Here is a 20,862-nt window from a genome sequence, read left to right on the forward strand (position 1 = left end):
GTCACGACGTCACGACGAGGTCCGGGCCGAGCGGCCCGGACCCGTCCGTTTTCACCGCGTGCGAAAACTCCCCCCGGGCACCCACCCGTTGTCCCGGCTCTGCCTGGATCCGGCCTCGAGGCTGGGATGCTTGGCTGAGCCAGGGAGTGCGGGATGAGTGGACGCGGGAGCTGCTGAATCGTGGAAGACAGGGTGCGGGTGGTCATCGCCGAGGATTCGGTGCTGCTGCGGGAGGGCCTGACCCGGCTGCTGACCGATCGGGGGCATGACGTCGTGGCGGGCGTCGGGGACGCGGAAGCCCTGATCAAGACCGTGTCGGACCTGGCGGCTCAGGACGAGCTGCCGGATGTGGTGGTGGCCGACGTACGGATGCCGCCGACGCACACCGACGAGGGCGTACGGGCCGCCGTACGGCTGCGCCGCGAATATCCCGGGATCGGGGTGCTCGTGCTGTCGCAGTACGTGGAGGAGCAGTACGCCACCGAACTGCTGGCCGGTTCCACCACCGGGGTGGGGTACCTGCTCAAGGACCGGGTGGCCGAGGTACGAGAGTTCCTGGACGCGGTGGTCCGGGTGGCACGGGGCGGTACCGCCCTGGACCCCGAGGTCGTCGCCCAGCTGCTCGGCCGCAGCCGGAAGCAGGACGTGCTGGCGGGGCTGACGCCGCGCGAGCGCGAGGTACTGGGCCTGATGGCCGAAGGACGCACCAATTCCGCCGTGGCGAAGCAGCTTGTCGTGAGCGACGGAGCGGTGGAGAAGCACGTCAGCAACATCTTCATGAAGCTGGGTCTGTCGCCGAGTGACGGGGATCACCGGCGTGTACTGGCCGTTCTCACCTATCTCAAATCATGATCGACTGACACTCTGTCAGATAAGGCATACCGGTCGGGCTGTCTCGAAGGGCGGTCCAACGGTCCAGAATGTGGCCGCCCCCGGAGAGCTGACCGACGTAGGGTTGGTTCTGGGGGTGCCCACGCCTCGAAGGAGGTCCAGTTCAGTGACCAGCCAGGTCAGTAGCCCGGCCGAGCAGGCCGACGGGGCTGGGGGTGCCGTTGTCGCAGGACAGCGCACCCCTGCGAGTCCGGGCGGCAAGGAAGTCCGCCGGCTTGATCGTGTGATCATCCGGTTCGCGGGTGACTCGGGTGACGGTATGCAACTCACCGGTGACCGGTTCACCTCGGAGACGGCGTCGTTCGGCAACGACCTCTCGACGCTCCCGAACTTCCCCGCCGAGATCCGCGCCCCCGCCGGAACCCTGCCGGGCGTGTCGTCCTTCCAGCTCCACTTCGCGGACCACGACATCCTCACGCCCGGGGACGCCCCGAACGTGCTGGTCGCGATGAACCCGGCCGCCCTGAAGGCGAACATCGGGGACGTGCCGCGCGGCGCGGAGATCATCATCAACACGGATGAGTTCACCAAGCGCCCCATGGCCAAGGTCGGCTACCAGACCTCCCCCCTCGAGGACGGCTCGCTGGCGGCCTACAACCTCCACCCGGTCCCGCTGACCACCCTCACCGTCGAGGCGCTGAAGGACTTCGGGCTCTCCCGCAAGGAGGCCGAGCGCAGCAAGAACATGTTCGCGCTGGGGCTGCTGTCGTGGATGTACCACCGGCCGACGGAGGGTACGGAGAAGTTCCTGCGGCAGAAGTTCGCGAAGAAGCCGCAGATCGCAGAGGCGAACGTGGCCGCGTTCCGCGCGGGCTGGAACTTCGGGGAGACGACGGAGGACTTCGCGGTCTCCTACGAGGTCGCCCCGGCCACCCAGGCCTTCCCGACCGGCACCTACCGCAACATCTCGGGGAACCTGGCCCTGTCCTACGGTCTGATCGCCGCGAGCCGGCAGGCGGACCTGCCGCTCTACCTGGGCTCCTACCCGATCACCCCGGCCTCGGACATCCTGCACGAGCTGAGCAAGCACAAGAACTTCGGCGTGCGGACCTTCCAGGCCGAGGACGAGATCGCGGGCATCGGCGCGGCCCTGGGTGCCGCGTTCGGCGGGGCCCTGGGCGTGACCACCACCTCCGGACCCGGCGTGGCCCTGAAGTCCGAGACGATCGGCCTGGCGGTCTCCCTCGAGCTGCCGCTGCTGATCGTGGACATCCAGCGCGGCGGGCCCTCCACCGGCCTGCCGACCAAGACGGAGCAGGCCGACCTGCTCCAGGCCATGTACGGGCGCAACGGCGAGGCCCCGGTGCCGATCGTCGCCCCGCGCACCCCGGCGGACTGCTTCGACGCGGCGCTGGACGCGGCCCGGATCGCGCTCACCTACCGGACCCCGGTGTTCCTGCTCTCCGACGGCTACCTCGCCAACGGTTCCGAGCCCTGGCGGATCCCCGACATCGCCGACCTGCCCGACCTCAAGATCCAGTTCGCCTCCGGCCCCAACCACGAGCTGGCGGACGGCACCGAGGTGTTCTGGCCCTACAAGCGCGACCCGGAGACCCTGGCCCGCCCGTGGGCGGTCCCCGGCACGCCCGGTCTCGAGCACCGCATCGGCGGCATCGAGAAGCAGGACGGCACCGGCAACATCTCGTACGACCCCGCCAACCACGACCACATGGTCCGCACCCGCCAGGCCAAGATCGACGGCATCCAGGTCCCCGACCTGGAGGTCGACGACCCCGACCAGGCCCGCACCCTCGTCCTGGGCTGGGGCTCCACCTACGGCCCGGTCACGGCCGCGGTCCGGCGTCTGCGCGCGGCCGGCCACCCGATCGCCCAGGCCCACCTGCGTCACCTCAACCCCTTCCCGAGGAATCTCGGCGAGGCTCTGAGGCGTTACGAGAAGGTAGTGGTGCCGGAGATGAACCTCGGGCAGCTCGCCACCCTGATCCGGGCGAAATACCTGGTGGACGCCCAGTCGTACAACCAGGTCAACGGAATGCCGTTCAAGGCGGAGCAGCTCGCGAAGGTTCTCGAGGAGGCCATCAATGACTGAGGTGACCGACGCCCCGAATCTGCTGTCGCTGGTGCCGAAGGCCGAGGCCGCGCAGTCGGCCAAGGACTTCAAGTCGGACCAGGAGGTCCGCTGGTGCCCCGGTTGCGGTGACTACGCCGTCCTCGCGGCCGTCCAGGGCTTCATGCCCGAGCTCGGCCTCGCGAAGGAGAACATCGCCTTCGTCTCCGGCATCGGCTGCTCCTCCCGCTTCCCGTACTACATGAACACCTACGGGATGCACTCGATCCACGGCCGCGCCCCGGCCATCGCCACGGGTCTGGCCACCTCCCGCCGCGACCTGTCCGTATGGGTCGTCACCGGCGACGGCGACGCGCTCTCCATCGGCGGAAACCACCTCATCCACGCCCTGCGGCGCAACGTCAACCTCAAGATCCTGCTGTTCAACAACCGGATCTACGGTCTGACGAAGGGGCAGTACTCCCCCACCTCCGAGGTCGGCAAGATCACCAAGTCCACCCCGATGGGCTCGCTGGACGCGCCGTTCAACCCGGTGTCCCTGGCCATCGGCGCGGAGGCCTCGTTCGTGGCGCGGACGGTGGACTCCGACCGCAAGCACCTCACCGAGGTGCTGCGCGCGGCCGCCGACCACCAGGGCACGGCGCTGGTGGAGATCTACCAGAACTGCAACATCTTCAACGACGGCGCCTTCGAGGTCCTGAAGGACAAGGACCAGGCGCAGGAAGCCGTGATCCGCCTCGAGCACGGGCAGCCGATCCGGTTCGGCACCGACGGCCACAAGGGCGTCGTCCGCGACCCGGCCACCGGCGACCTCCAGGTCGTCACGGTCACCCCCGGGAACGAGTCGCAGATCCTGGTCCACGACGCGTACGGCGCCAGCCCCACCAACGCCTTCGCGCTCTCCCGCCTGGCCGACCCCGACACCCTCCACCACACCCCCATCGGGGTGTTCCGGAGCGTCGAGCGGCCCGTCTACGACACCCTGATGGCCGAGCAGCTGGACACGGCCGTCGACCGCAGCGGCAAGGGCGACCTCGCCACCCTGCTGGCCGGCAACGACACGTGGACGGTCGTCGGCTGACCCGCACCCCGTAACCCGTACGACGCGTGAAACCGGAGCCCGGATCTCCCAGGAGATCCGGGCTCCGGTGCATGGCGACACTCTCGACCCTGAATACTTTCTAAAAGTTAGCGCTTACCGTAGGGTGGTGTTATCGCCACCTCACGAGGAGAGCAATCATGAGCATCGTCGTCACCGCCGCCACCGGAGCCCTCGGCCGTCTCGTCGTCGACGAGCTCCTGGAACGGGTCCCGGCCGACCGCGTCGCCGTCGTCGTCCGCGACCGGGAGAAGGCCGCCGACCTGGCCGGACGCGGGGTCGAGGTACGCGTCGCCGACTACGACGACCCGGCCGCCCTGGCCGACGCCTTCCGGGCCGGCGACCGCGTGCTGCTGATCTCCGGCAACGAGATCGGCCGCCGCGTCGCCCAGCACACCGCCGTACTGAAGGCCGCACAGGCGGCGGGCGTGGCGCAGCTCGCCTACACCGGCATCCTCGGCGGCCCCGAGGCCGATTTCGACCTGGCGGCCGAGCACACGGCCACCGAGCAGGCCATCCTCGAGTCCGGGATCCCGTACACCTTCCTGCGCAACGGCTGGTACCACGAGAACTACACGCGCGAGCTGCCCACCGTCCTGGAGCACGGCGCCGTCGTCGCCAGCTCCGGCGAGGGCCGGATCGCCTCGGCGGCGCGGGCCGACTACGCGGCCGCCGCGGCCGCCGTGCTCACCGGGGAGGGCCACCTGAACCGGGTCTACGAGCTCTCCGGCGACACCGCCTGGAGCCTGACGGAGTACGCGGCCGAGCTGTCGGCGCAGACCGGCAAGGAGATCGCCTACTCCGGGGTCCCGGCGCACGAGCACCTGGCGATCCTGACCGGCGCCGGAGTGCCCGAGGGCTTCGCCGCGATCATCGTCGACGTGAACGCGGCGATCGCGCGCGGCCGGCTGGCCGGGACCAGCGGGGACCTGGCCCGGCTGATCGGGCGGCCGACGACCCCGGTGTCGGAGGCGATCGCCGCCGCCCTGGCCTGACCGCCGCCGCTGCCCTCCGGGGGTTTCACTCAGATGTCATGAGTATCTCGTGTTGACGGGCATGACATCTGGCCCGTACGGCGCTACCGTCGTGAGGTTGGCTGAAAGTCGTACAGGAGGCCCCGTGAAGGCAGAGACCGACCAGCGCGCGGGTTTGTTCTACGGATTCGGCGCGTATGGAATGTGGGGGCTGGTCCCCCTTTTCTGGCCGCTGCTCCAGCCCTCGGGCGCCATCGAGATCCTGGCCCACCGCATGGTGTGGTCCCTGGCCGTGGTCGGGCTGGCCCTGCTCGCGCTGCGCCGCTGGGGCTGGATACGGGAGCTGCTGCGCGAGCCCCGCAAGCTCGGGCTGACCACGCTCGCCGCCTCGGTGATCACCGTGAACTGGGGCCTGTACATCTGGTCCGTCAACAACGGCCACGTCGTCGAGGCGAGCCTCGGCTACTTCATCAATCCGCTGGTCAGCATCGCGATGGGCGTACTGGTGCTCGGTGAGCGGCTGCGCCGCGCGCAGTGGGTGGCGGTCGGCATCAGCTTCGCCGCGGTGCTGGTGCTCGCCATCGGCTACGGGCGGCCGCCGTGGATCTCGCTGGTCCTGGCCTGCTCCTTCGCGACGTACGGGCTGATCAAGAAGAAGCTCAACATGGGCGGGCTGGAGTCGCTGACCGCCGAGACGGCCGTACTGTTCCTGCCCGCCCTCGGCTACCTGCTGTGGCTGGGTGCGCAGGGCCAGTCCACCTTCACCTCGCAGGGCACTGGACACTCGCTCCTGCTGGCCTCGACCGGACTCGTCACCGCGATCCCGCTGGTGCTCTTCGGGGCGGCGGCGATCCGGGTCCCGCTGTCCACCCTCGGACTGCTCCAGTACATGGCCCCGGTGTTCCAGTTCGGGCTCGGCGTCCTCTACTTCCACGAGGCGATGCCGCCCGAGCGCTGGGCCGGATTCTCCCTGGTGTGGGCCGCGCTCGCGCTCCTGACCTGGGACGCACTGCGCAGGGCGCGCCGCTCCCGGGCCGCGCTCGCCGTGGCGGCGGCCACCGTCGCGGTGCCGGCCCGCGAGCCCGCGCAGGAGCCCGCGCCGGGCCCGAGCAGGGCCTGAGCAGAGCCCGCACCAGCGGGCACCCGACCCCCACGATCCCCGTTACGGAACCCCCGTAGCGGGGATCGTCCGTTTTCCGAACTGCCCTGACCGAATTGTGGTCTTGACGGACTGTCACACTCTCACTGACCATCGGGCTCGCACAGACGCACTATCGCTCACCTGCTCTATCCCCATCGTTCCGTCACATCCCCGCGGAATCCCGGAGCCCCCACATGAGCCTGTCCGTCTCCCGGCGCCTTGCCGCCGTGACCGCTTTCGCGGTCGCCGGCCTGTTCGCCGCCACCACTCCCGCCGCGCTGGCCGCACCGACGGCGGTCGCCGCGGCGCCGACGCCGCCCGACATTCCGCTGGCCAACGTCAAGGCCCACCTCTCGCAGCTCTCGACCATCGCCGCCAACAACGGCGGCAACCGCGCCCACGGCCGGGCCGGCTACAAGGCCTCGATCGACTACGTGAAGGCCAAGCTCGACGCGGCGGGGTTCACGACCACCCTGCAGACCTTCACCTCCAGCGGCGCCACCGGCTACAACCTGATCGCCGACTGGCCGGGCGGTGACCCGAACTCGGTCCTGATGTCCGGCTCGCACCTGGACTCGGTGACCGCGGGCGCGGGCATCAACGACAACGGCTCCGGCAGCGCGGCGGTCCTGGAGACCGCGCTCGCCGTCTCCCGCGCCGGTCTCCAGCCGACGAAGCACCTGCGCTTCGGCTGGTGGGGCGCGGAGGAGCTGGGCCTGATCGGCTCGAAGTACTACGTCAACAACCTGCCGGCCGCCGAGAAGGCGAAGATCTCCGGCTACCTGAACTTCGACATGATCGGCTCGCCGAACCCGGGCTACTTCGTCTACGACGACGACCCGACGATCGAGCAGACCTTCAAGAACTACTACGCCGGCCTCGGCATACCCACCGAGATCGAGACCGAGGGCGACGGCCGCTCCGACCACGCCCCCTTCAAGAGCGCGGGCATCCCGGTCGGCGGCCTGTTCTCCGGCGCCGACTACACCAAGACGGCGGCCCAGGCGCAGAAGTGGGGCGGCACCTCCGGTCAGGCCTTCGACCGCTGCTACCACTCCTCCTGCGACAGCACGGCGAACATCAACGACACCGCCCTGGACCGCAACGCCGACGCCATCGCCTACGCGATCTGGAACCTCGGGGCGGCCACCCCGGTCCCGCCGGGCCCGTCCTTCGAGAACACGGCGGACGTGAACATCCCGGACTCCCCGGCAGCCGCCGTGAACTCTCCGATCACGGTCTCCGGGGTCACGGGCAACGCGCCGGCCACCACCAAGGTGGACGTGAACATCGTCCACACCTACCGCGGTGACCTGGTGGTCGACCTGGTCGCCCCCGACGGCACCGTCTACAACCTGCACAACCGCAGCGGTGGCAGCGCCGACAACCTCGTCCAGTCCTACACCGTCAACGCCTCCTCCGAGGTGGCCAACGGGATCTGGAAGCTCCAGGTCAAGGACGTGGCCGCGCAGGACGTCGGCTACATCAACAGCTGGAAGATCACCTTCTAGGGCTGCCGGTCCTAGCCGCGCGAGGCGGGCTGCGGGTCCTGTATGCGGGCCCGCAGCTCCTCGGCCACCGCCCCGATGTCCGCGAGGCCCAGCTTCGCCGCCTCGACCAGATCACCCAGGACTTCGGGCGAGGGCAGCTGCTTGGCCCCGGCCACGCGCAGGTACGAGCGGGTCGCGGCGGCGGCGTAGAACTCGTTCATCGGGGATTCCAGCGCCGGGCACACCGCGAGGGTGTGCAGAAACGCGGCGGCCCGCCACGCGGTGTCCGGGGCGGGCTGTTCGGGCACCAGGACGAGGTCGTTCTGGTGCCGGGCGACCGCGGCGGCCACCCCGGAGGGGTCCCAGACGGCGGGATCGGACGGGAGATGGTGGGCCAGAGCGGTCCAGGCCCACTCCATGGTGATCTTCAATTGCCGAACCGCTCCTGGAAGTAGCTCCAGTGGTCGGCGAACTCCTCTATGCCGGACAGGAAGTTCTTCCGGTCCTCGTCGAGTTCGCGTTCCGTGACCTCGGTGATCAGCGCGGTGACCGTCGTCCCCAGCGCCGCCGCGCGCGCCTTCAGGCGTTCATGGAACTCTTCGTCCAGGCGGATGGTGACGTGTCTCGACATGCTCAACACCGTACAGCGGCCCTGCTGTACGCAGGACGGGAATGCCGGAAGGGTGGGCAGGGACACAGTCCCCGCCCACCCTTCGGACGTTCGAATTGCCTGGCGGACTACTTGGCGGAGTTCGCCGTCTTCACCAACTGGTCCTTGGTGACCGCGCCGACGTAGACCTTGCCGTCATCCGTGATCAGGGCGTTGACCAGGCGGGTGGAGAAGAACCGGCCCTCGCCGAACTTCCCGGAGACCTTGTCCCCGAGGGAGCTCAGGAACTGCTTCGCCTCCTTCGGCGCGTTCTTGTCGTTCTCCAGATCCTTCAGGTTCTGGCCCGCCCCGGTGTTGATCTGCGCCACCGTGGCCCAGCCCTCGCCGAGGACCTTCACGTCGCCCTTGCCGTTCGCACCGCCGGTCAGGGCGTCCAGGCCCGGGAAGGACTCCAGCGCCTTGAACTCTTTGCCCTTCTCCCCCTTGTGGGCCCCGTCCGTCCCCTCGGTCACCTTGGCGTTCTTCGGCGGGGTGAAGGCGAACGTGTCGGCGGCCGGCTTGGCGAAGTCCACCTTGGTGAAGCCCGCGTCCACGATCGGCTTGCCGCCCTGGGAGGACAGCAGCTGCACGCGCAGCGGCACGCCGTTCTTGGCGTCGACCGCGATCTGGACCGAGCCCACCGTGGAACCGGCCTGCTTGGGCTTGAGCACCAGCTGGTAGGCGTCCCGCCCGGCCACCTGCGCCGTGTCGCCCACACCGACCTCCGTGGTCGGGCCGGCGGCCTTCAGGACCTCCTCGGCCAGCTGCTGGGGCGAGGCGCCGAGCCGGTCGGCCGTCTTCTTCTGGTCCCCGGTGCCGGCGTTCTTGTCGTGGAAGACCTCGTTCGACTTGGAGGCGTAGCCCCACACGTCGTTGCCGTTGTGGATGAGGCTGTACTCGTCCTTGCCGTCCAGGAAGGTCAGCCTCTGGCGGTCCGGGCCGTCGGCCGCGACCCGGAAGGTGTGCGTACCGTTCGCCAGCTGCGCGACCTTGTCCTCCGGAGCGGCGGAGCCGGTCGCGACGCCACTGCCGCCGAGCAGGCCGCCGGCGATCTTCGGCAGGCCCAGGTCGGTGCTGATCTTGGCGGTGCCCGACAGCTCCTGTACGTCCGACGCGGCGATCTTCTCGATGAGCTGCTGCGCCGTCACCTTCGGAAGGTCGGGTCCGCCGGCGTTGGCGAAGGCCGGGACCATCGCGACGGTCGCCGCGGCCACACCTGCCACCGCGACCGGTACGGCGTACCGGGCGACCTTGCGAGAAGTCTTCGTGTTCGCTGCCATGTCAGTGCCCTGCCCTCTGTGTCGACGGCGGCGACCCCCGTGTCGCCGCGCTCACCCGATCTGGTGGGGTTTGATGACTCCATCTGACCAAAACGGCCGCCGGGAAGCGTCAGTCCCCGGACGCAACTGCGCGTACGACCGTGGGATGACACGGAACGGGCCCTTCTGCCCCGACCCGTAGGGGTCGACGGGGCGGAAGAGCCCGTTCCGGTATTGCAGGCGCATCGAGGGCGTTAGCCCGCCCGGTGGACCACCGCGTCGCAGAGCTCCTCCAGCGCCGACTTCGCGAAGCACTCCGGCAGCGGCGCGAGCGTGGCCCGCGCGTCCTCCGCGTAGCGGATGGTGTCGCGGCGGGCCTGCTCCAGCGCGGGGTGCGCCCGCAGCCGGGTGAGCACCTCGGCGTGGCGGGCGTCGTCCGTCAGGTCGCCGTCCAGGAGCCGTACGAGTTCCAGGTCGTCCGGGTTGCCGTCGCGGGCGGCCATCTCGCGCAGCCGCAGCACGGGCAGGGTCGGGATGCCCTCGCGCAGGTCGGTGCCCGGGGTCTTGCCGGACTCGTGCGCGTCGGAGGCGATGTCCAGGACGTCGTCGGCGAGCTGGAAGGCGGTGCCGAGCCGCTCGCCGTACTGGGTCAGGATGTCGACGACCGACTCGTCGGCGCCGGACATCAGCGCGCCGAAGCGGCCGGAGACGGCGATCAGCGAGCCGGTCTTGCCCGCGATGACGTCGAGGTAGTGCGCGACCGGGTCACGGCCGTCGCGCGGGCCGGCCGTCTCCAGGATCTGACCCGTCACCAGCCGCTCGAAGGCCTCGGCCTGGATGCGTACGGCCTCCGGCCCGAGGTCGGCCAGGATGTGCGAGGCGCGGGCGAACAGGAAGTCACCCGTCAGGACGGCAACCGAGTTGCCCCAGCGGGTGTTGGCGCTCTCCACCCCACGGCGTACGTCGGCCTCGTCCATGACGTCGTCGTGGTAGAGGGTCGCCAGGTGCGTGAGCTCCACGACCACCGCGGACGGCACGATTCCGGGTGCGTAGGGATCGCCGAACCGGGACGCCAGCATCACGAGCAGCGGGCGGAAACGCTTGCCACCGGCCCGCACCAGATGCTGTGCGGCCTCGGTGATGAAGGGGACTTCGCTCTTGGTGGCTTCCAGCAGACCCGCCTCGACGGCGGCCAGTCCGGCCTGGACATCGGTCTCAAGAGCCTGGTCCCGCACGCTCAGTCCGAACGGCCCGACGACGGTCACGAGGGGTACTCCTGTCTGCTGACGATCACGTTGACGATCACCTGGATTGTCGATGTGTCGCTGCCATCACTCAACCCAGCGTATCGGGTCTGTTTTCGATCACCGAGAGCGCCTGTCCGGTCGCCACCCGCGCAGCGCCCGAAGCACACCGGTATGTTCGTGAGGAGCCGAATCAACCGGAGAATACGTTTTGTCCAGAACTTCGACCGATATAGAGGAACCCGCGGACCCGGAGGCTGACCAGCCGCCACCCCGCGACGACCACGCCTTCCTCGGACACCCCCGGGGGCTGGCGACGCTGTCCGGACTGGAGGTCTGGGAGCGCTTCTCGTTCCTGGGCATGCAGGCCATCCTCGTCCTCTACTTCGCCGACACGGTGGCGAACGGCGGACTGGGGATGAACCCGGGCACCGCGGCCTCCGTCTCGGCTGCCTACGGGACCATGGTCTACCTCGTCTCCGTCGCCGGCGGATGGCTCGCCGACCGCATCCTCGGTTCGTACCGCGCCGTGCTCTGGGGCGGCATCCTCATCGCCTGCGGCCACTACGCCATGGCCGTGCCGACCGCAGGCATGACCTGGGCGGGCCTCGGCCTGATCAGCGCGGGCACCGGCCTGCTCAAGCCGAACGTGGCCACCATGGTCGGCAAGCTGTACCGGACGGACGACGACCGGCGCGACGCCGGCTTCGCCCTCTACTACATGGCCATCAACATCGGCGCCTTCGCCGGACCGCTGATCACCGGCTGGCTCGGCGAGCACAAGGGCTGGCACTGGGGCTTCTCCGCCGCCGCCATCGGTATGACCGCCGGCCTGATCCAGTACGTCCTGGGCCGCCGCCACCTGGCCGGACGCAAGCATTCCGCCGAATACGAGCTGGCGCCCGACGCGATGCGCTCGGCCGTGACGAAGATCATCTGCGGCTGTCTGGTATTCGCCGCGCTCGCCACCCTTCTGGCCGTCGCCGGATGGCTGACGATGGGCCGCTTCGTCGACCTGCTCACCCTCGTCTCGGTGATCGCCCCGGTCGTCTACTTCGCCGTCATGTTCCGCAGCCCCCGGGTGACGGCCGCGGAGCGCGGGCGGCTTCGCCCGTACGTGGTCCTCTTCCTGGCCTCGGTCGCCTTCAACTTCATCCTCTTCCAGGCCTACTCGACGATGATGCTGCTGGCCTCGACCAACGCCCGCACCACGATCCTCGGCTTCGAGTTCCCCGCGAGCTGGTACGCCTCCGCGCTCGGCGCCTTCGAGGTGGCCCTGGCGCCGGTCGTCGCCGCCCTGTGGGCCCGTATGGGCCACCGCCAGCCGCACGCCTCGAACAAGATCGCCATCGGTGTGATCCTGGGCGGCCTGTCCTTCCTGCTGATGGTCGTCCCGACCTCGGGACACAGCGGGGACACCTACCAGATGGCCGCCTGGTGGATCGTCGGCTCCTACCTGCTGCTCGGACTCGGCGACGTCCTGCTGGAGACCTCGGGCATGTCGGCCACCAGCAAACTCGCCCCGAAGGCCTTCGGGAGCCAGACCATGGCGCTTTGGTTCCTCTCCCTGGCGCTCGCCAACGGCATCCAGGCACAGGTCGTGAAGCTCTACGGCGAGGTGTCCAACCCCGTGTACTTCGGCGTCAACGGCGGGATCGCGGTGGCCGCGGGCCTGGCCGTGCTGGCGCTCGCGCCCTGGCTGCGGCGCACGATGCACCCCGTCCACTGAGGCCATGTGGGGACTGAGACCTGATGATCATCCGCACCGATTTCCCGTACGAGACCACCCGCGAGGACGTCCGGATCCCGATGGCCGACGGGGTGGAGCTCTACGCCCGGATCTGGCGCCCGGTGACGAAGGAGCCCGTACCGGCGCTGCTGGAGTACCTCCCGTACCGGCTCACCGACTGGACGGCGCCCCGCGACTGGCAGCGCCACCCCTGGTACGCCGGGCACGGCTACGCCTCGGTCCGCGTGGACGTACGCGGCCACGGGTGCAGCGGGGGCCGTCCCGGCGACGAGTACGACGCGCGCGAGCTGGCCGACGGGGTCGCGGTGATCGAATGGCTGGCGGAGCAGCCGTGGTGCACGGGGTCGGTGGGGATGTTCGGCATCTCCTGGGGCGGCTTCAACTCCCTCCAGATCGCCGCCCTGGCCCCCGAGCCGCTGAAGGCGATCGTCACCGTGTGCTCGACGGACGACCGGTTCGACAACGACGTGCACTACATGGGCGGCTCCGTGCTGGCCGTGGACATGCACGCGTGGGCGGCCACCATGCTCGCCTTCGCCTCCCGGCCGCCGGACCCGGAGTTCGTCGGCGACGGCTGGCGGGAGCAGTGGCTCTCGCGGCTGGAATCCGTGGAACCGCTGATCCACACCTGGCTCTCGCACCAGACCCGCGACGCCTACTGGCGCCACGGCAGCGTCTGCGAGGACTACTCCGCGATCGGCGCGGCGGTCCTCGCGGTGGGCGGCTGGCACGACCCGTACCGGGACACCGTGCTGCGGCTGGTCTCCGCGCTGCCGTCCTCGCGGGTGCGCGGCCTGATCGGCCCGTGGTCCCACCAGTACCCGGACCGCGGGCTGCCGCCGGGCCCGTCCATCGGCTTCCTCCAGGAGACCCTGCGCTGGTGGGACCACTGGCTGCGGGGCGAGGACAACGGCGTGCTGGACGAGCCGCTGCTGCGCTCCTGGATCAGCGGCTCCCATCCGCCCGCGACCTCGTACGGGGAACTCCCGGGCCGCTGGGTCGGGGAGAAGGCCTGGCCCTCGCCGTCGGTGGTCCCGGTCTCGTACGGGTTCCAGGGCGCGCCGGTGGCCGTCGCCTCCCCGCAGCACACCGGGCTGGACGCGGGCCGCTTCTTCCCGTTCGGCAACGACGCCGACCTGCCGCCGGACCAGCGGGAGGAGGACGCGAAGTCGGCGTGCTTCGAGTTCCCGGTGGCGGCCGGGGAGCCGGTGGAGATCCTGGGGCGGCCGTCGGTGACGCTGCGGCTCCGGCTGGACGTCCCGTACGGCCAGGTGGTGGCCCGGCTCTGCGACGTCGCCGCCGACGGCTCCTCGACGCTGGTCACGCGGGGCGCCCTGAACCTGTCCGCCCGTCAGGGCCGGGAGCGGGCCGTGCCGTGGCCGGTGGGCTCGTACGAGGACGTCACCTTCGAGCTGAACGGCATCGGCCACGCCTTCGCGCCGGGGCACCGCATCCGGCTCGCCGTCTCCTCCGCCTACTGGCCGTGGATCTGGCCGCGGGCCGGCTCCGAGGCGGGCTGGACCCTGGACCCGGCGGGCAGCGCGCTGACGCTGCCGGTGCGGGCCGGGTCCTCTGCCTCGTCTCCGGCCGGCTCGTCTCCGGCCGCCTCGGACGAGGGGATCCTCTTCGAGGCCCCGGAGCAGGCGGAGCCGCTGGGGGTGGTGTTTCCGGCCACGCTGGACGAGCCGCGGCCGGAACGGCTGGTCGTACGGGACGTCGCGCGGGGGACCTGGCGGCTGGAGGTGGATCCCCGGTACGGGGGCACGCGGGTGTACCCGGACGGCCTGGAGTTCAGCGAGGACGCGCTGGAGGTGTACGAGATCCAGGACGCGGACCCGCTGTCGGCCCGGACCCGCTCGGACTGGCGGATCCGGCTCCACCGGCCGGAACGGGGCTGGGACGCGCGGGTCGAGACCCGGTCGGAGATCTCGTGCGACGAGGGCGGGTTCCTGACGTCGAACGAGGTCGTGTGCCGGGAGGGTGACGAGGTGGTCTTCCACCGCACGTGGGAACGCCGGCTTCCGCGCGCGGCGGGTTGACCGCCCTGCAGGGCGCCAGGGCGGTTAGCCGAAGAGCCGTTCCAGGACCACCGCGATGCCGTCTGCCTCGTTCGAGAGGGTGATCTCGTCGGCGACGGCGACCAGTTCGCGGTGGGCGTTGGCCATGGCCACCCCGTGGGCCGACCACGCGAACATCGGGACGTCGTTCGGCATGTCACCGAAGGCGATCGTCGCCGAGGCGGCCAGGCCGAGGACCTCCGCCGCCCGCGCGAGCCCACTGGCCTTGTCGACGCCCGGCGGCTGGAGCTCCACCGTGTGCTCCCCCGCCATGGTGACGTTGACCAGGTCGCCGACCACCGACCGCGCCACCTGGGTCAGCTCGTCGTCGTCCAGCCGGGGGTGCTGGAGCAGCACCTTGTTGATCGGGGCCGACCACAGGTCCGACCGCCGCGGCACCCGGACCGTCGGAAGGTGCGGATGCCACATCCGGTAGCCCGGCCCTATCAGCATCTCCGCGTCGACGCCCTCCTGGTTGACCGCCGCGTAGACCTCGCCGATCTCCGCCTCGATCTTGCCGAGGGCCACCTCGGCCAGCCCCCGGTCCATGGACACGGAGTGCAGCAAGCGCCCGCGCGCCGCGTCGTACACCTGCGCGCCCTGCCCGCACACCGCGAGCCCCTCGTAACCGAGGCCGTCCAGGACGTGCCGGACCTGCGGGACGGGGCGGCCGGTGACGATGATGTGCTGGGCGCCCGCGGCGCGCGCCGTCGCGAGCGCCGCGTACGAGCGGGCGGAGACGAAGTCCCCGGCGCACAGCAGAGTCCCGTCCAGGTCAGTGGCGATCAAGGCATAGGGGAGGGCGGAAGTCACGGCGCCAAGGATACGGACCCCGTTGGACAAGTCCTACAAATAGCGCCCCAATCCGGTCTCCCGCAGGCCCCACCGGCCACGTAACGTGTCAACCCATCCCCCGGGACACCCCCGGACCGCGTCGAAAGCGAGGCAGTACCCCATGCCCCAGCAGAGCCCCCTCGATGTTCCCGAGGGCGACCCGTTCGGGCCGCACAACCTCCCCTACGGCGTCTTCTCGACCGCCTCGGAAGGCCGTCGCCGGATCGGTGTGCGGATCGGCGGACACGTGCTCGACGCGGGGGCGGCCGCGGCCGCACTCGGCTCCCCGTACGCCGGGCTGCTCGGGCAGTCCTCGCTCAACCCGCTGCTGGCCGCCGGGCGCACCACCTGGCGCGACGTGCGCCGCGCGCTGACCGCCTGGGTCACCGACCCCGGCCACCGCCCCACCGTCGAGCCGCACCTCACGCCGCTCGACGCCGTGACGCTGCACCTCCCGTACGAGGTCGCCGACTACGTCGACTTCTACGCGAGCGAGCACCACGCCACCAACGTCGGGAAGATCTTCCGGCCCGACGGTGACGCGCTGACCCCCAACTGGAAGCACCTGCCCATCGGTTACCACGGCCGGTCGGGAACGATCGTCGTCTCGGGCACCGACGTCGTACGGCCCTCCGGGCAGCGCAAGGCCCCCACCGACCCGGCGCCCGTCTTCGGCCCGTCCGTCAAGCTCGACATCGAGGCCGAGGTCGGCTTCGTCGTCGGCACCCCCTCCGAGCTGGGCCGCCCCGTGGCGCTGGGCGAGTTCGAGGACCACGTCTTCGGGCTCTTCCTCCTCAACGACTGGTCGGCGCGGGACATCCAGGCCTGGGAGTACGTGCCGCTCGGCCCCTTCCTCGGCAAGTCCTTCGCCACCTCCGTCTCCGCCTGGGTGACACCGCTGGAGGCCCTGGACGCGGCCCGTGTCGCCCCGCCCGCCCGGGACTTCCCGCTCCTGCCCTACCTGGACGACGCCGCCGGCGACCGCCCCGGCGGCTTCGACCTGCGCATCACCGTCTCCATCAACGGGCAGGAGGTGGCGCAGCCGCCGTTCGCGTCGATGTACTGGACCGCCGCCCAGCAGCTCGCGCACATGACCGTCAACGGCGCCTCGCTGCGCACCGGCGACGTGTACGGCTCCGGCACCGTCAGCGGCCCCGAGACCGGCCAGCGCGGCTCGCTGCTGGAGCTGACCTGGAACGGGCGCGACGCGATCGAACTCGCCGACGGCAAGCGCACCTTCCTGGAGGACGGGGACACCGTCACCCTCACCGCCTGGGCGCCCGGCGCCGACGGCACCCGGGTGGGCCTCGGCGAGGTCACCGGCCGCATCGTGGGATCGCGCTAGTCCGGTATTCGGTCGGCGGGGTGGCGGATCTTTCCGCCACCCCGTCGAACCCGCAGGTCACAGCCTCGTAAGAGCTCCGCCCGGTGGCGCAACACTGCGGCAACACCACGCCCGCCGGAGCGCCGGTACGTTCCCTGCCATGCCAGCCGAACGCACCGCCACGCACACCGTCCCGGTCGCCGCCGCGCGCCGCCGGCGCCTGCGCGCGGACCAGGCGCGCCAGCTCGCCGACCTGCTGCGCCACCAGATCCTGGCGGGCGGCTATCCCGGCGGTGTCCTCCCCCTGGAGGACACCCTCGCCGCCGACTACGGCGCCGGCCGCAACACCGTCCGCCAGGCCCTCGACCTGCTGCGCGGCGAGCAGCTCGTGGAGCGCCGGCCGGGCGTCGGAACCGTCGTCGTGTGCGAGAAGTACCGGCACGGCCTGGACCGCCTCCAGGGCCTGGCCGAAACCCTGCACGAGCACGGCCGGGTGAGCAACGAGGTCCGCACGGTCGGCGCCGTGCGCGCCCCCGCCCCCGTCGCCGGCCGCCTCCGCCTGCCCGAGCACGCCGACGTGCTCTACATCGAACGGCTGCGCCGCCTGAACGGGCTGCCGCTCTCCCTCGACCTCACCTACGTCCCGATGGACGTCGGCGCCGGACTGCTGGGCTGCGACCTGGAGAACACGGACGTCTTCCGGCTCCTGGAACAGCTCACCGGACAGCCGCTCGGCCACGCCGAGATCACCCTCGAGGCCGTCAACGCCGACGCGCACTCGGCCGCCGTCCTGCAGGCCCCGCGCGGGGCCGCCGTCCTGATGCTGGAGCGCCTCACCCACCTGGGCGACGGCCGGCCCGTGGACCTGGAGTTCATCCGCTTCCGCGGCGACCGGATCACCATGAGCGGCCTGCTGCGCCGCTCCCTCTGACCCCCTTGCGTACCCACCTTCCTGGAGACAGCCATGCCTCTGGTCCCCCAGCGCGGCGACGTGCCCGTGACCATCGACGAGTCCCTGTGCATCGAAGGCTGCACCCTCTGCGTCGACATGTGTCCGCTCGACTCGCTCGCGATCCGCGAGGACAACGGCAAGGCGTACATGCACGTCGACGAGTGCTGGTACTGCGGCCCGTGCGCCGCCCGCTGTCCCACCGGCGCGGTCACCGTCAACATGCCCTACCTGCTCCGGTGAAAGGCCCTGCTCTCATGCGAACCAAGGCACTCGCGCCCGCCCTCGTCCTGCTCCTCACCCCCCTGGCCACCGCGTGCGGCGGCGAGGCCTCCGGGGCGGCCGGCTCCAAGACGGTCACCGTGACCGTCGGCTACCAGTCCAAGACCATCAACACCGTCACCGCGGGCACCCTGCTGCGCTCCCTCGGCTACTTCGAACAGGAGCTCGCGGCGCGCGGCGCGAAGGACGGGGTCACCTACAAGGTCGACTGGCAGGACTACGCCACCGGCGCCCCGATCACCGCCCAGATGACCGCCGGAAAGATCGACATCGGTTCGATGGGTGACTTTCCGCTCCTGATCAACGCGGTGCGCGGCAGGGAGCTGAAGCAGCCCACCCGCCTCGTGTCCGTGACCGGCTACAACCTGCGCGGCGGCCTCAACACCGTGGTCACGGCGCCGGATTCGAAGCTGGAGTCCCTCGCCGACCTGCGGGGCAGGAAGGTGTCGACCAGTGTCGGTTCCGCGGCCGACGGAACCCTCGTACGGGCCCTGCAGCGCGCCGGCATCGACCCCGAGAAGGGCATCGAAAAGCTCAACCAGCAGCCCAGCGTGGGCGCTTCGGCGCTCCAGGCGGGCAGTGTGGACGCCCTGTCGCAGTTCGTGGCGTGGCCGGGGCAGCTGGCCCACGAGGGGCGGGCGAAGGCCCTGTACGACGGCGCGGAGCTGAACCTGCCGACCTTCCACGGGGTCACCGTGCGCGAGAAGTTCGCGCGCGAGCGGGCCGGCGTACTGGAGGACTTCCTGCGGGCGCAGCGCAAGGCCACCGACCACCTGCGCGCCGAGCCGGTCGCGGCCGCCGAGTCGGTGGCCAAGGAGACCGGCCTGCCCGCGGAGGTGGTGTACCTCTACAACGGCGCGAACGGCATCGCGACCTTCGACCCGGCCCTGCGCCCGGAGCTGATCGACGCCCTCAAGCAGGACGTGCCGGTGCTGAAGGACGCCAAGCTGGTCCCCGGCGTGGACGTGGACGGCTTCATCGATCCGGAGCCGCTGAAGCAGGCGACGGCCGGCACGCCGGAGTACCCGAAGGCGGCGCCCGCCCGCCCCGAACTGTGGCTCAAGGGGCAGGCGCGCACGCAGAGCTTCGCCACCGCGCGCGAGCTGCTCAGGGCCTTGCGCGGCGCGGACGTCCGGGCGGCGTACGTGCCGGACGCGGTGACCGGCACCCTCTGGTTCGCGGACAAGGCGGTGTGGGTGTCGGAGGGGTCGGAGCTGCACGCGTTCGTCACGCCGGCGGGCGCCAAGTCGTACGTCGACCAGCACAAGGGATCCGGGGCGCGGATCGTGAGCTTCGCCGAGGCCGGAGCCCTGGCGTCATGACGGCCGGGCGCCGGCTGCTGCGGGTGGCTTCGCTCGGGGCGGCGCTCCTGCTGTGGCAGGGGCTGACCTCCCTCGACGTGAACCTGTGGCTGCGCTTCGAGCAGTTCCCGACGGTGGGCGAGGTGGCGTCGACGTTCGCGGAGCGGGCGCGGGCCGGGTCCTACTGGCAGGACCTGGGCTTCAGCCTGCGCCGGATCGTGGCGGGCTTCGCGCTCGCCGCGGTCCTGGGGGTGGCGGTGGGCACGGCCCTGGCCCGGTCCAAGGCCGCGGCCGATCTGCTGGGCCCGGTGCTGGAGGTGCTGCGCCCGGTCCCGGCCATCGCCCTCGTGCCGGTGGCGATCCTGCTGTTCCCGTCCAACGAGCAGGGGATCGTCTTCATCACCTTCGCGGCCGCCTTCTTCCCGGTGCTGGTCTCGACGCGGCACGCGGTGCGCGCGCTGACGCCGGTGTGGGAGGAGGCGGTGCTGACGATGGGCGGCGGCAGCGCGCGGATCCTGTTCTCCGTGGTGCTGCCCGGCGCCCTGCCGGGCATCTTCGGGGGGCTGTCGGTGGGCATCGGGGTGTCGTGGATCTGTGTGATCTCGGCCGAGATGATCTCCGGCGAGTACGGGGTCGGCTACCGCACCTGGCAGGACTACACGGTGGTGGACTACCCCGGCGTCTTCGTCGGGATGGCCACCATCGGGGCGCTGGGCTGGCTGACCTCCACGGCGGTGGAACGCGCGGGCCGCCGTCTGACGCGCTGGCTCCCGTCGCGGGCCACCGCGGTCCGGCCCGGCGCCGCCGAGTCCGCGAAGACCCGTACCCGGGAGGGGATCCCCGCATGAGCCTGCTCGATGTCGCGACCGCCCCTGCCGTCCGGGGCGCCCGGCTCGTGCTGCGCGGTGCGCGGCTCGGCCACCGGGGCGCCGTGGTGCTCGACGGGTTCGACCTCGCGGTCGAAGCCGGCGAGGTGCTGGCCGTCGTGGGCCCGTCCGGGTGCGGGAAGTCCACGCTGCTGCGGACCCTGGCCGGGCTGCTGCCGCCGCTCGGCGGTGCGGTCGAGCAGGACGGCGCCCCGGTCACGGGTCCGGCCGCCGACCGGGCCCTGGTGTTCCAGGACGACGCCCTGCTGCCGTGGCGCACGGTCCGGGCGAACGTCGAACTCCCGCTGGCCATCGGCCGGTCGGTGCCCCGCGCCGAGCGGCGGCGGGTCGCCGGGCAGTGGCTGGAGCGGGTCGGGCTCGGGGCGCACGCGGACCGGCTGCCGCACCAGCTCTCCGGCGGTCAGCGCCAGCGCGTGCAGCTGGCCCGCGCCCTGGTCGCGCGCCCCCGCGCCGTCCTCATGGACGAACCCTTCGGCGCGCTCGACGCCCAGACCCGCGCCGGGATGCAGGACCTCCTCGTCGAGGTCCTCGCCGGCACGGGGGCGACCGTCGTCTTCGTCACCCACGACGTGGACGAGGCGCTGTTCCTCGGCGACCGCGTCGCCCTCCCGGCCACCGGCGAGGTGCTCGCCGTCCCCCGGCCGCGCAGCCGGGACGCCGACCGTTCCGCACTCCGGCAGCAGATCATCGCCTCACTCTGAA

General features: G+C 71.1%; 19 protein-coding genes. 14 read left to right on the forward strand and 5 right to left on the reverse strand.

Annotated elements, in window-relative coordinates; translation table 11 throughout:
• The first annotated feature begins 192 nt into the window (after window positions 1-192).
• From JIW86_RS18245 to JIW86_RS18270, 6 genes are all read left to right on the forward strand, one after another.
• Complete coding sequence (locus JIW86_RS18245) at window positions 193-852, forward strand: response regulator transcription factor (protein ID WP_308296728.1); 660 nt, start codon at window positions 193-195, stop codon at window positions 850-852.
• Window positions 853-997: 145 nt separating this feature from the next.
• Entirely contained in the window at window positions 998-2,941 is a 1,944-nt protein-coding gene (locus tag JIW86_RS18250; RefSeq protein ID WP_257554847.1) for a 2-oxoacid:acceptor oxidoreductase subunit alpha, read from the forward strand.
• A complete protein-coding gene (locus JIW86_RS18255; RefSeq protein WP_257554848.1) occupies window positions 2,934-4,001 on the forward strand; it encodes a 2-oxoacid:ferredoxin oxidoreductase subunit beta in 1,068 nt (355 codons plus the stop codon). The genes JIW86_RS18250 and JIW86_RS18255 overlap by 8 nt, the downstream gene beginning before the upstream one ends.
• Window positions 4,002-4,159: 158 nt before the next feature.
• Complete coding sequence (locus JIW86_RS18260; protein WP_257554850.1) at window positions 4,160-5,014, forward strand: SDR family oxidoreductase; 855 nt, start codon at window positions 4,160-4,162, stop codon at window positions 5,012-5,014.
• A gap of 124 nt (window positions 5,015-5,138) precedes the next feature.
• Window positions 5,139-6,113 carry an EamA family transporter RarD gene (gene rarD / locus JIW86_RS18265; RefSeq protein WP_215145637.1) on the forward strand — a complete coding sequence of 325 codons (975 nt, stop codon included), beginning with the start codon at window positions 5,139-5,141 and terminating at the stop codon, window positions 6,111-6,113.
• Window positions 6,114-6,328: 215 nt separating this feature from the next.
• Entirely contained in the window at window positions 6,329-7,645 is a 1,317-nt protein-coding gene (locus JIW86_RS18270; protein WP_257554851.1) for a M28 family metallopeptidase, read from the forward strand.
• A gap of 11 nt (window positions 7,646-7,656) precedes the next feature.
• On the opposite strand, the gene JIW86_RS18275 is transcribed toward JIW86_RS18270, so the two are convergent.
• The 4 genes from JIW86_RS18275 to JIW86_RS18290 form a co-directional block, all read right to left on the reverse strand.
• Window positions 7,657-8,055 (reverse strand): hypothetical protein, encoded by a 399-nt coding sequence (locus JIW86_RS18275; RefSeq protein WP_251064845.1) that lies wholly within the window; start codon window positions 8,053-8,055, stop codon window positions 7,657-7,659.
• The gene (locus JIW86_RS18280; protein WP_229337077.1) at window positions 8,052-8,255 is read right to left on the reverse strand and encodes a ribbon-helix-helix domain-containing protein; all 204 of its coding nucleotides are present in this window, start codon (window positions 8,253-8,255) and stop codon (window positions 8,052-8,054) included. Before JIW86_RS18280 ends, JIW86_RS18275 begins: the two co-directional genes overlap by 4 nt.
• 107 nt (window positions 8,256-8,362) lie before the next feature.
• Window positions 8,363-9,553: a LolA family protein gene (locus JIW86_RS18285; protein ID WP_257554853.1), complete on the reverse strand. Its 1,191-nt coding sequence runs from the start codon at window positions 9,551-9,553 to the stop codon at window positions 8,363-8,365.
• Between the two features lie 233 nt (window positions 9,554-9,786).
• A complete protein-coding gene (locus JIW86_RS18290; RefSeq protein ID WP_215145641.1) occupies window positions 9,787-10,797 on the reverse strand; it encodes a polyprenyl synthetase family protein in 1,011 nt (336 codons plus the stop codon).
• Window positions 10,798-10,987: 190 nt separating this feature from the next.
• Here JIW86_RS18290 and JIW86_RS18295 point away from each other — a divergent pair, with 190 nt between their 5' ends.
• The gene (locus tag JIW86_RS18295; protein WP_257554855.1) at window positions 10,988-12,505 is read left to right on the forward strand and encodes a peptide MFS transporter; all 1,518 of its coding nucleotides are present in this window, start codon (window positions 10,988-10,990) and stop codon (window positions 12,503-12,505) included.
• A 23-nt stretch (window positions 12,506-12,528) separates the two neighbouring features.
• Window positions 12,529-14,565 carry a CocE/NonD family hydrolase gene (locus JIW86_RS18300; RefSeq protein WP_257554856.1) on the forward strand — a complete coding sequence of 679 codons (2,037 nt, stop codon included), beginning with the start codon at window positions 12,529-12,531 and terminating at the stop codon, window positions 14,563-14,565.
• Window positions 14,566-14,589: 24 nt separating this feature from the next.
• Here the strand turns inward: JIW86_RS18300 and JIW86_RS18305 are convergent, their stop codons facing one another.
• On the reverse strand, window positions 14,590-15,396 hold the full coding sequence (locus JIW86_RS18305) for an HAD family hydrolase (RefSeq protein WP_215145647.1): 807 nt from the start codon (window positions 15,394-15,396) through the stop codon (window positions 14,590-14,592).
• Between the two features lie 142 nt (window positions 15,397-15,538).
• On the opposite strand from JIW86_RS18305, the gene fahA reads away from it, so the two are divergent.
• The 6 genes from fahA to JIW86_RS18335 all read left to right on the forward strand — a co-directional run bounded on the left by fahA (window position 15,539) and on the right by JIW86_RS18335 (window position 20,861).
• Window positions 15,539-16,762 (forward strand): fumarylacetoacetase, encoded by a 1,224-nt coding sequence (gene fahA / locus JIW86_RS18310; RefSeq protein ID WP_215145649.1) that lies wholly within the window; start codon window positions 15,539-15,541, stop codon window positions 16,760-16,762.
• A gap of 139 nt (window positions 16,763-16,901) precedes the next feature.
• The gene (locus tag JIW86_RS18315) at window positions 16,902-17,672 is read left to right on the forward strand and encodes a GntR family transcriptional regulator (protein ID WP_257554857.1); all 771 of its coding nucleotides are present in this window, start codon (window positions 16,902-16,904) and stop codon (window positions 17,670-17,672) included.
• 33 nt (window positions 17,673-17,705) lie between these two features.
• Window positions 17,706-17,933: a 4Fe-4S dicluster domain-containing protein gene (locus JIW86_RS18320; RefSeq protein WP_257554858.1), complete on the forward strand. Its 228-nt coding sequence runs from the start codon at window positions 17,706-17,708 to the stop codon at window positions 17,931-17,933.
• A gap of 14 nt (window positions 17,934-17,947) precedes the next feature.
• Entirely contained in the window at window positions 17,948-19,294 is a 1,347-nt protein-coding gene (locus JIW86_RS18325; RefSeq protein WP_257554860.1) for an ABC transporter substrate-binding protein, read from the forward strand.
• On the forward strand, window positions 19,291-20,121 hold the full coding sequence (locus JIW86_RS18330; RefSeq protein ID WP_257554861.1) for an ABC transporter permease: 831 nt from the start codon (window positions 19,291-19,293) through the stop codon (window positions 20,119-20,121). The genes JIW86_RS18325 and JIW86_RS18330 overlap by 4 nt, the downstream gene beginning before the upstream one ends.
• Entirely contained in the window at window positions 20,118-20,861 is a 744-nt protein-coding gene (locus tag JIW86_RS18335) for an ABC transporter ATP-binding protein (protein ID WP_257554862.1), read from the forward strand. The genes JIW86_RS18330 and JIW86_RS18335 overlap by 4 nt, the downstream gene beginning before the upstream one ends.
• Window position 20,862: the final 1 nt, after the last annotated feature.

The sequence above is a fragment of the Streptomyces sp. NBC_00162 genome, assembly GCF_024611995.1.
Classification (GTDB): domain Bacteria; phylum Actinomycetota; class Actinomycetes; order Streptomycetales; family Streptomycetaceae; genus Streptomyces.

Excerpts from the sequence above, each read along its gene's own strand:
- JIW86_RS18255 (WP_257554848.1), top strand. The coding sequence starts at position 2,934 with ATGACTGAGGTGACCGACGCCCCGAATCTGCTGTCGCTGGTGCCGAAG.
- JIW86_RS18260 (WP_257554850.1), top strand. The coding sequence starts at position 4,160 with ATGAGCATCGTCGTCACCGCCGCCACCGGAGCCCTCGGCCGTCTCGTC.
- JIW86_RS18270 (WP_257554851.1), top strand. The coding sequence starts at position 6,329 with ATGAGCCTGTCCGTCTCCCGGCGCCTTGCCGCCGTGACCGCTTTCGCG.
- JIW86_RS18280 (WP_229337077.1), bottom strand. The coding sequence starts at position 8,255 with ATGTCGAGACACGTCACCATCCGCCTGGACGAAGAGTTCCATGAACGC.
- JIW86_RS18285 (WP_257554853.1), bottom strand. The coding sequence starts at position 9,553 with ATGGCAGCGAACACGAAGACTTCTCGCAAGGTCGCCCGGTACGCCGTA.
- JIW86_RS18300 (WP_257554856.1), top strand. The coding sequence starts at position 12,529 with ATGATCATCCGCACCGATTTCCCGTACGAGACCACCCGCGAGGACGTC.
- fahA (WP_215145649.1), top strand. The coding sequence starts at position 15,539 with ATGCCCCAGCAGAGCCCCCTCGATGTTCCCGAGGGCGACCCGTTCGGG.
- JIW86_RS18315 (WP_257554857.1), top strand. The coding sequence starts at position 16,902 with ATGCCAGCCGAACGCACCGCCACGCACACCGTCCCGGTCGCCGCCGCG.
- JIW86_RS18320 (WP_257554858.1), top strand. The coding sequence starts at position 17,706 with ATGCCTCTGGTCCCCCAGCGCGGCGACGTGCCCGTGACCATCGACGAG.
- JIW86_RS18325 (WP_257554860.1), top strand. The coding sequence starts at position 17,948 with ATGCGAACCAAGGCACTCGCGCCCGCCCTCGTCCTGCTCCTCACCCCC.
- JIW86_RS18330 (WP_257554861.1), top strand. The coding sequence starts at position 19,291 with ATGACGGCCGGGCGCCGGCTGCTGCGGGTGGCTTCGCTCGGGGCGGCG.
- JIW86_RS18335 (WP_257554862.1), top strand. The coding sequence starts at position 20,118 with ATGAGCCTGCTCGATGTCGCGACCGCCCCTGCCGTCCGGGGCGCCCGG.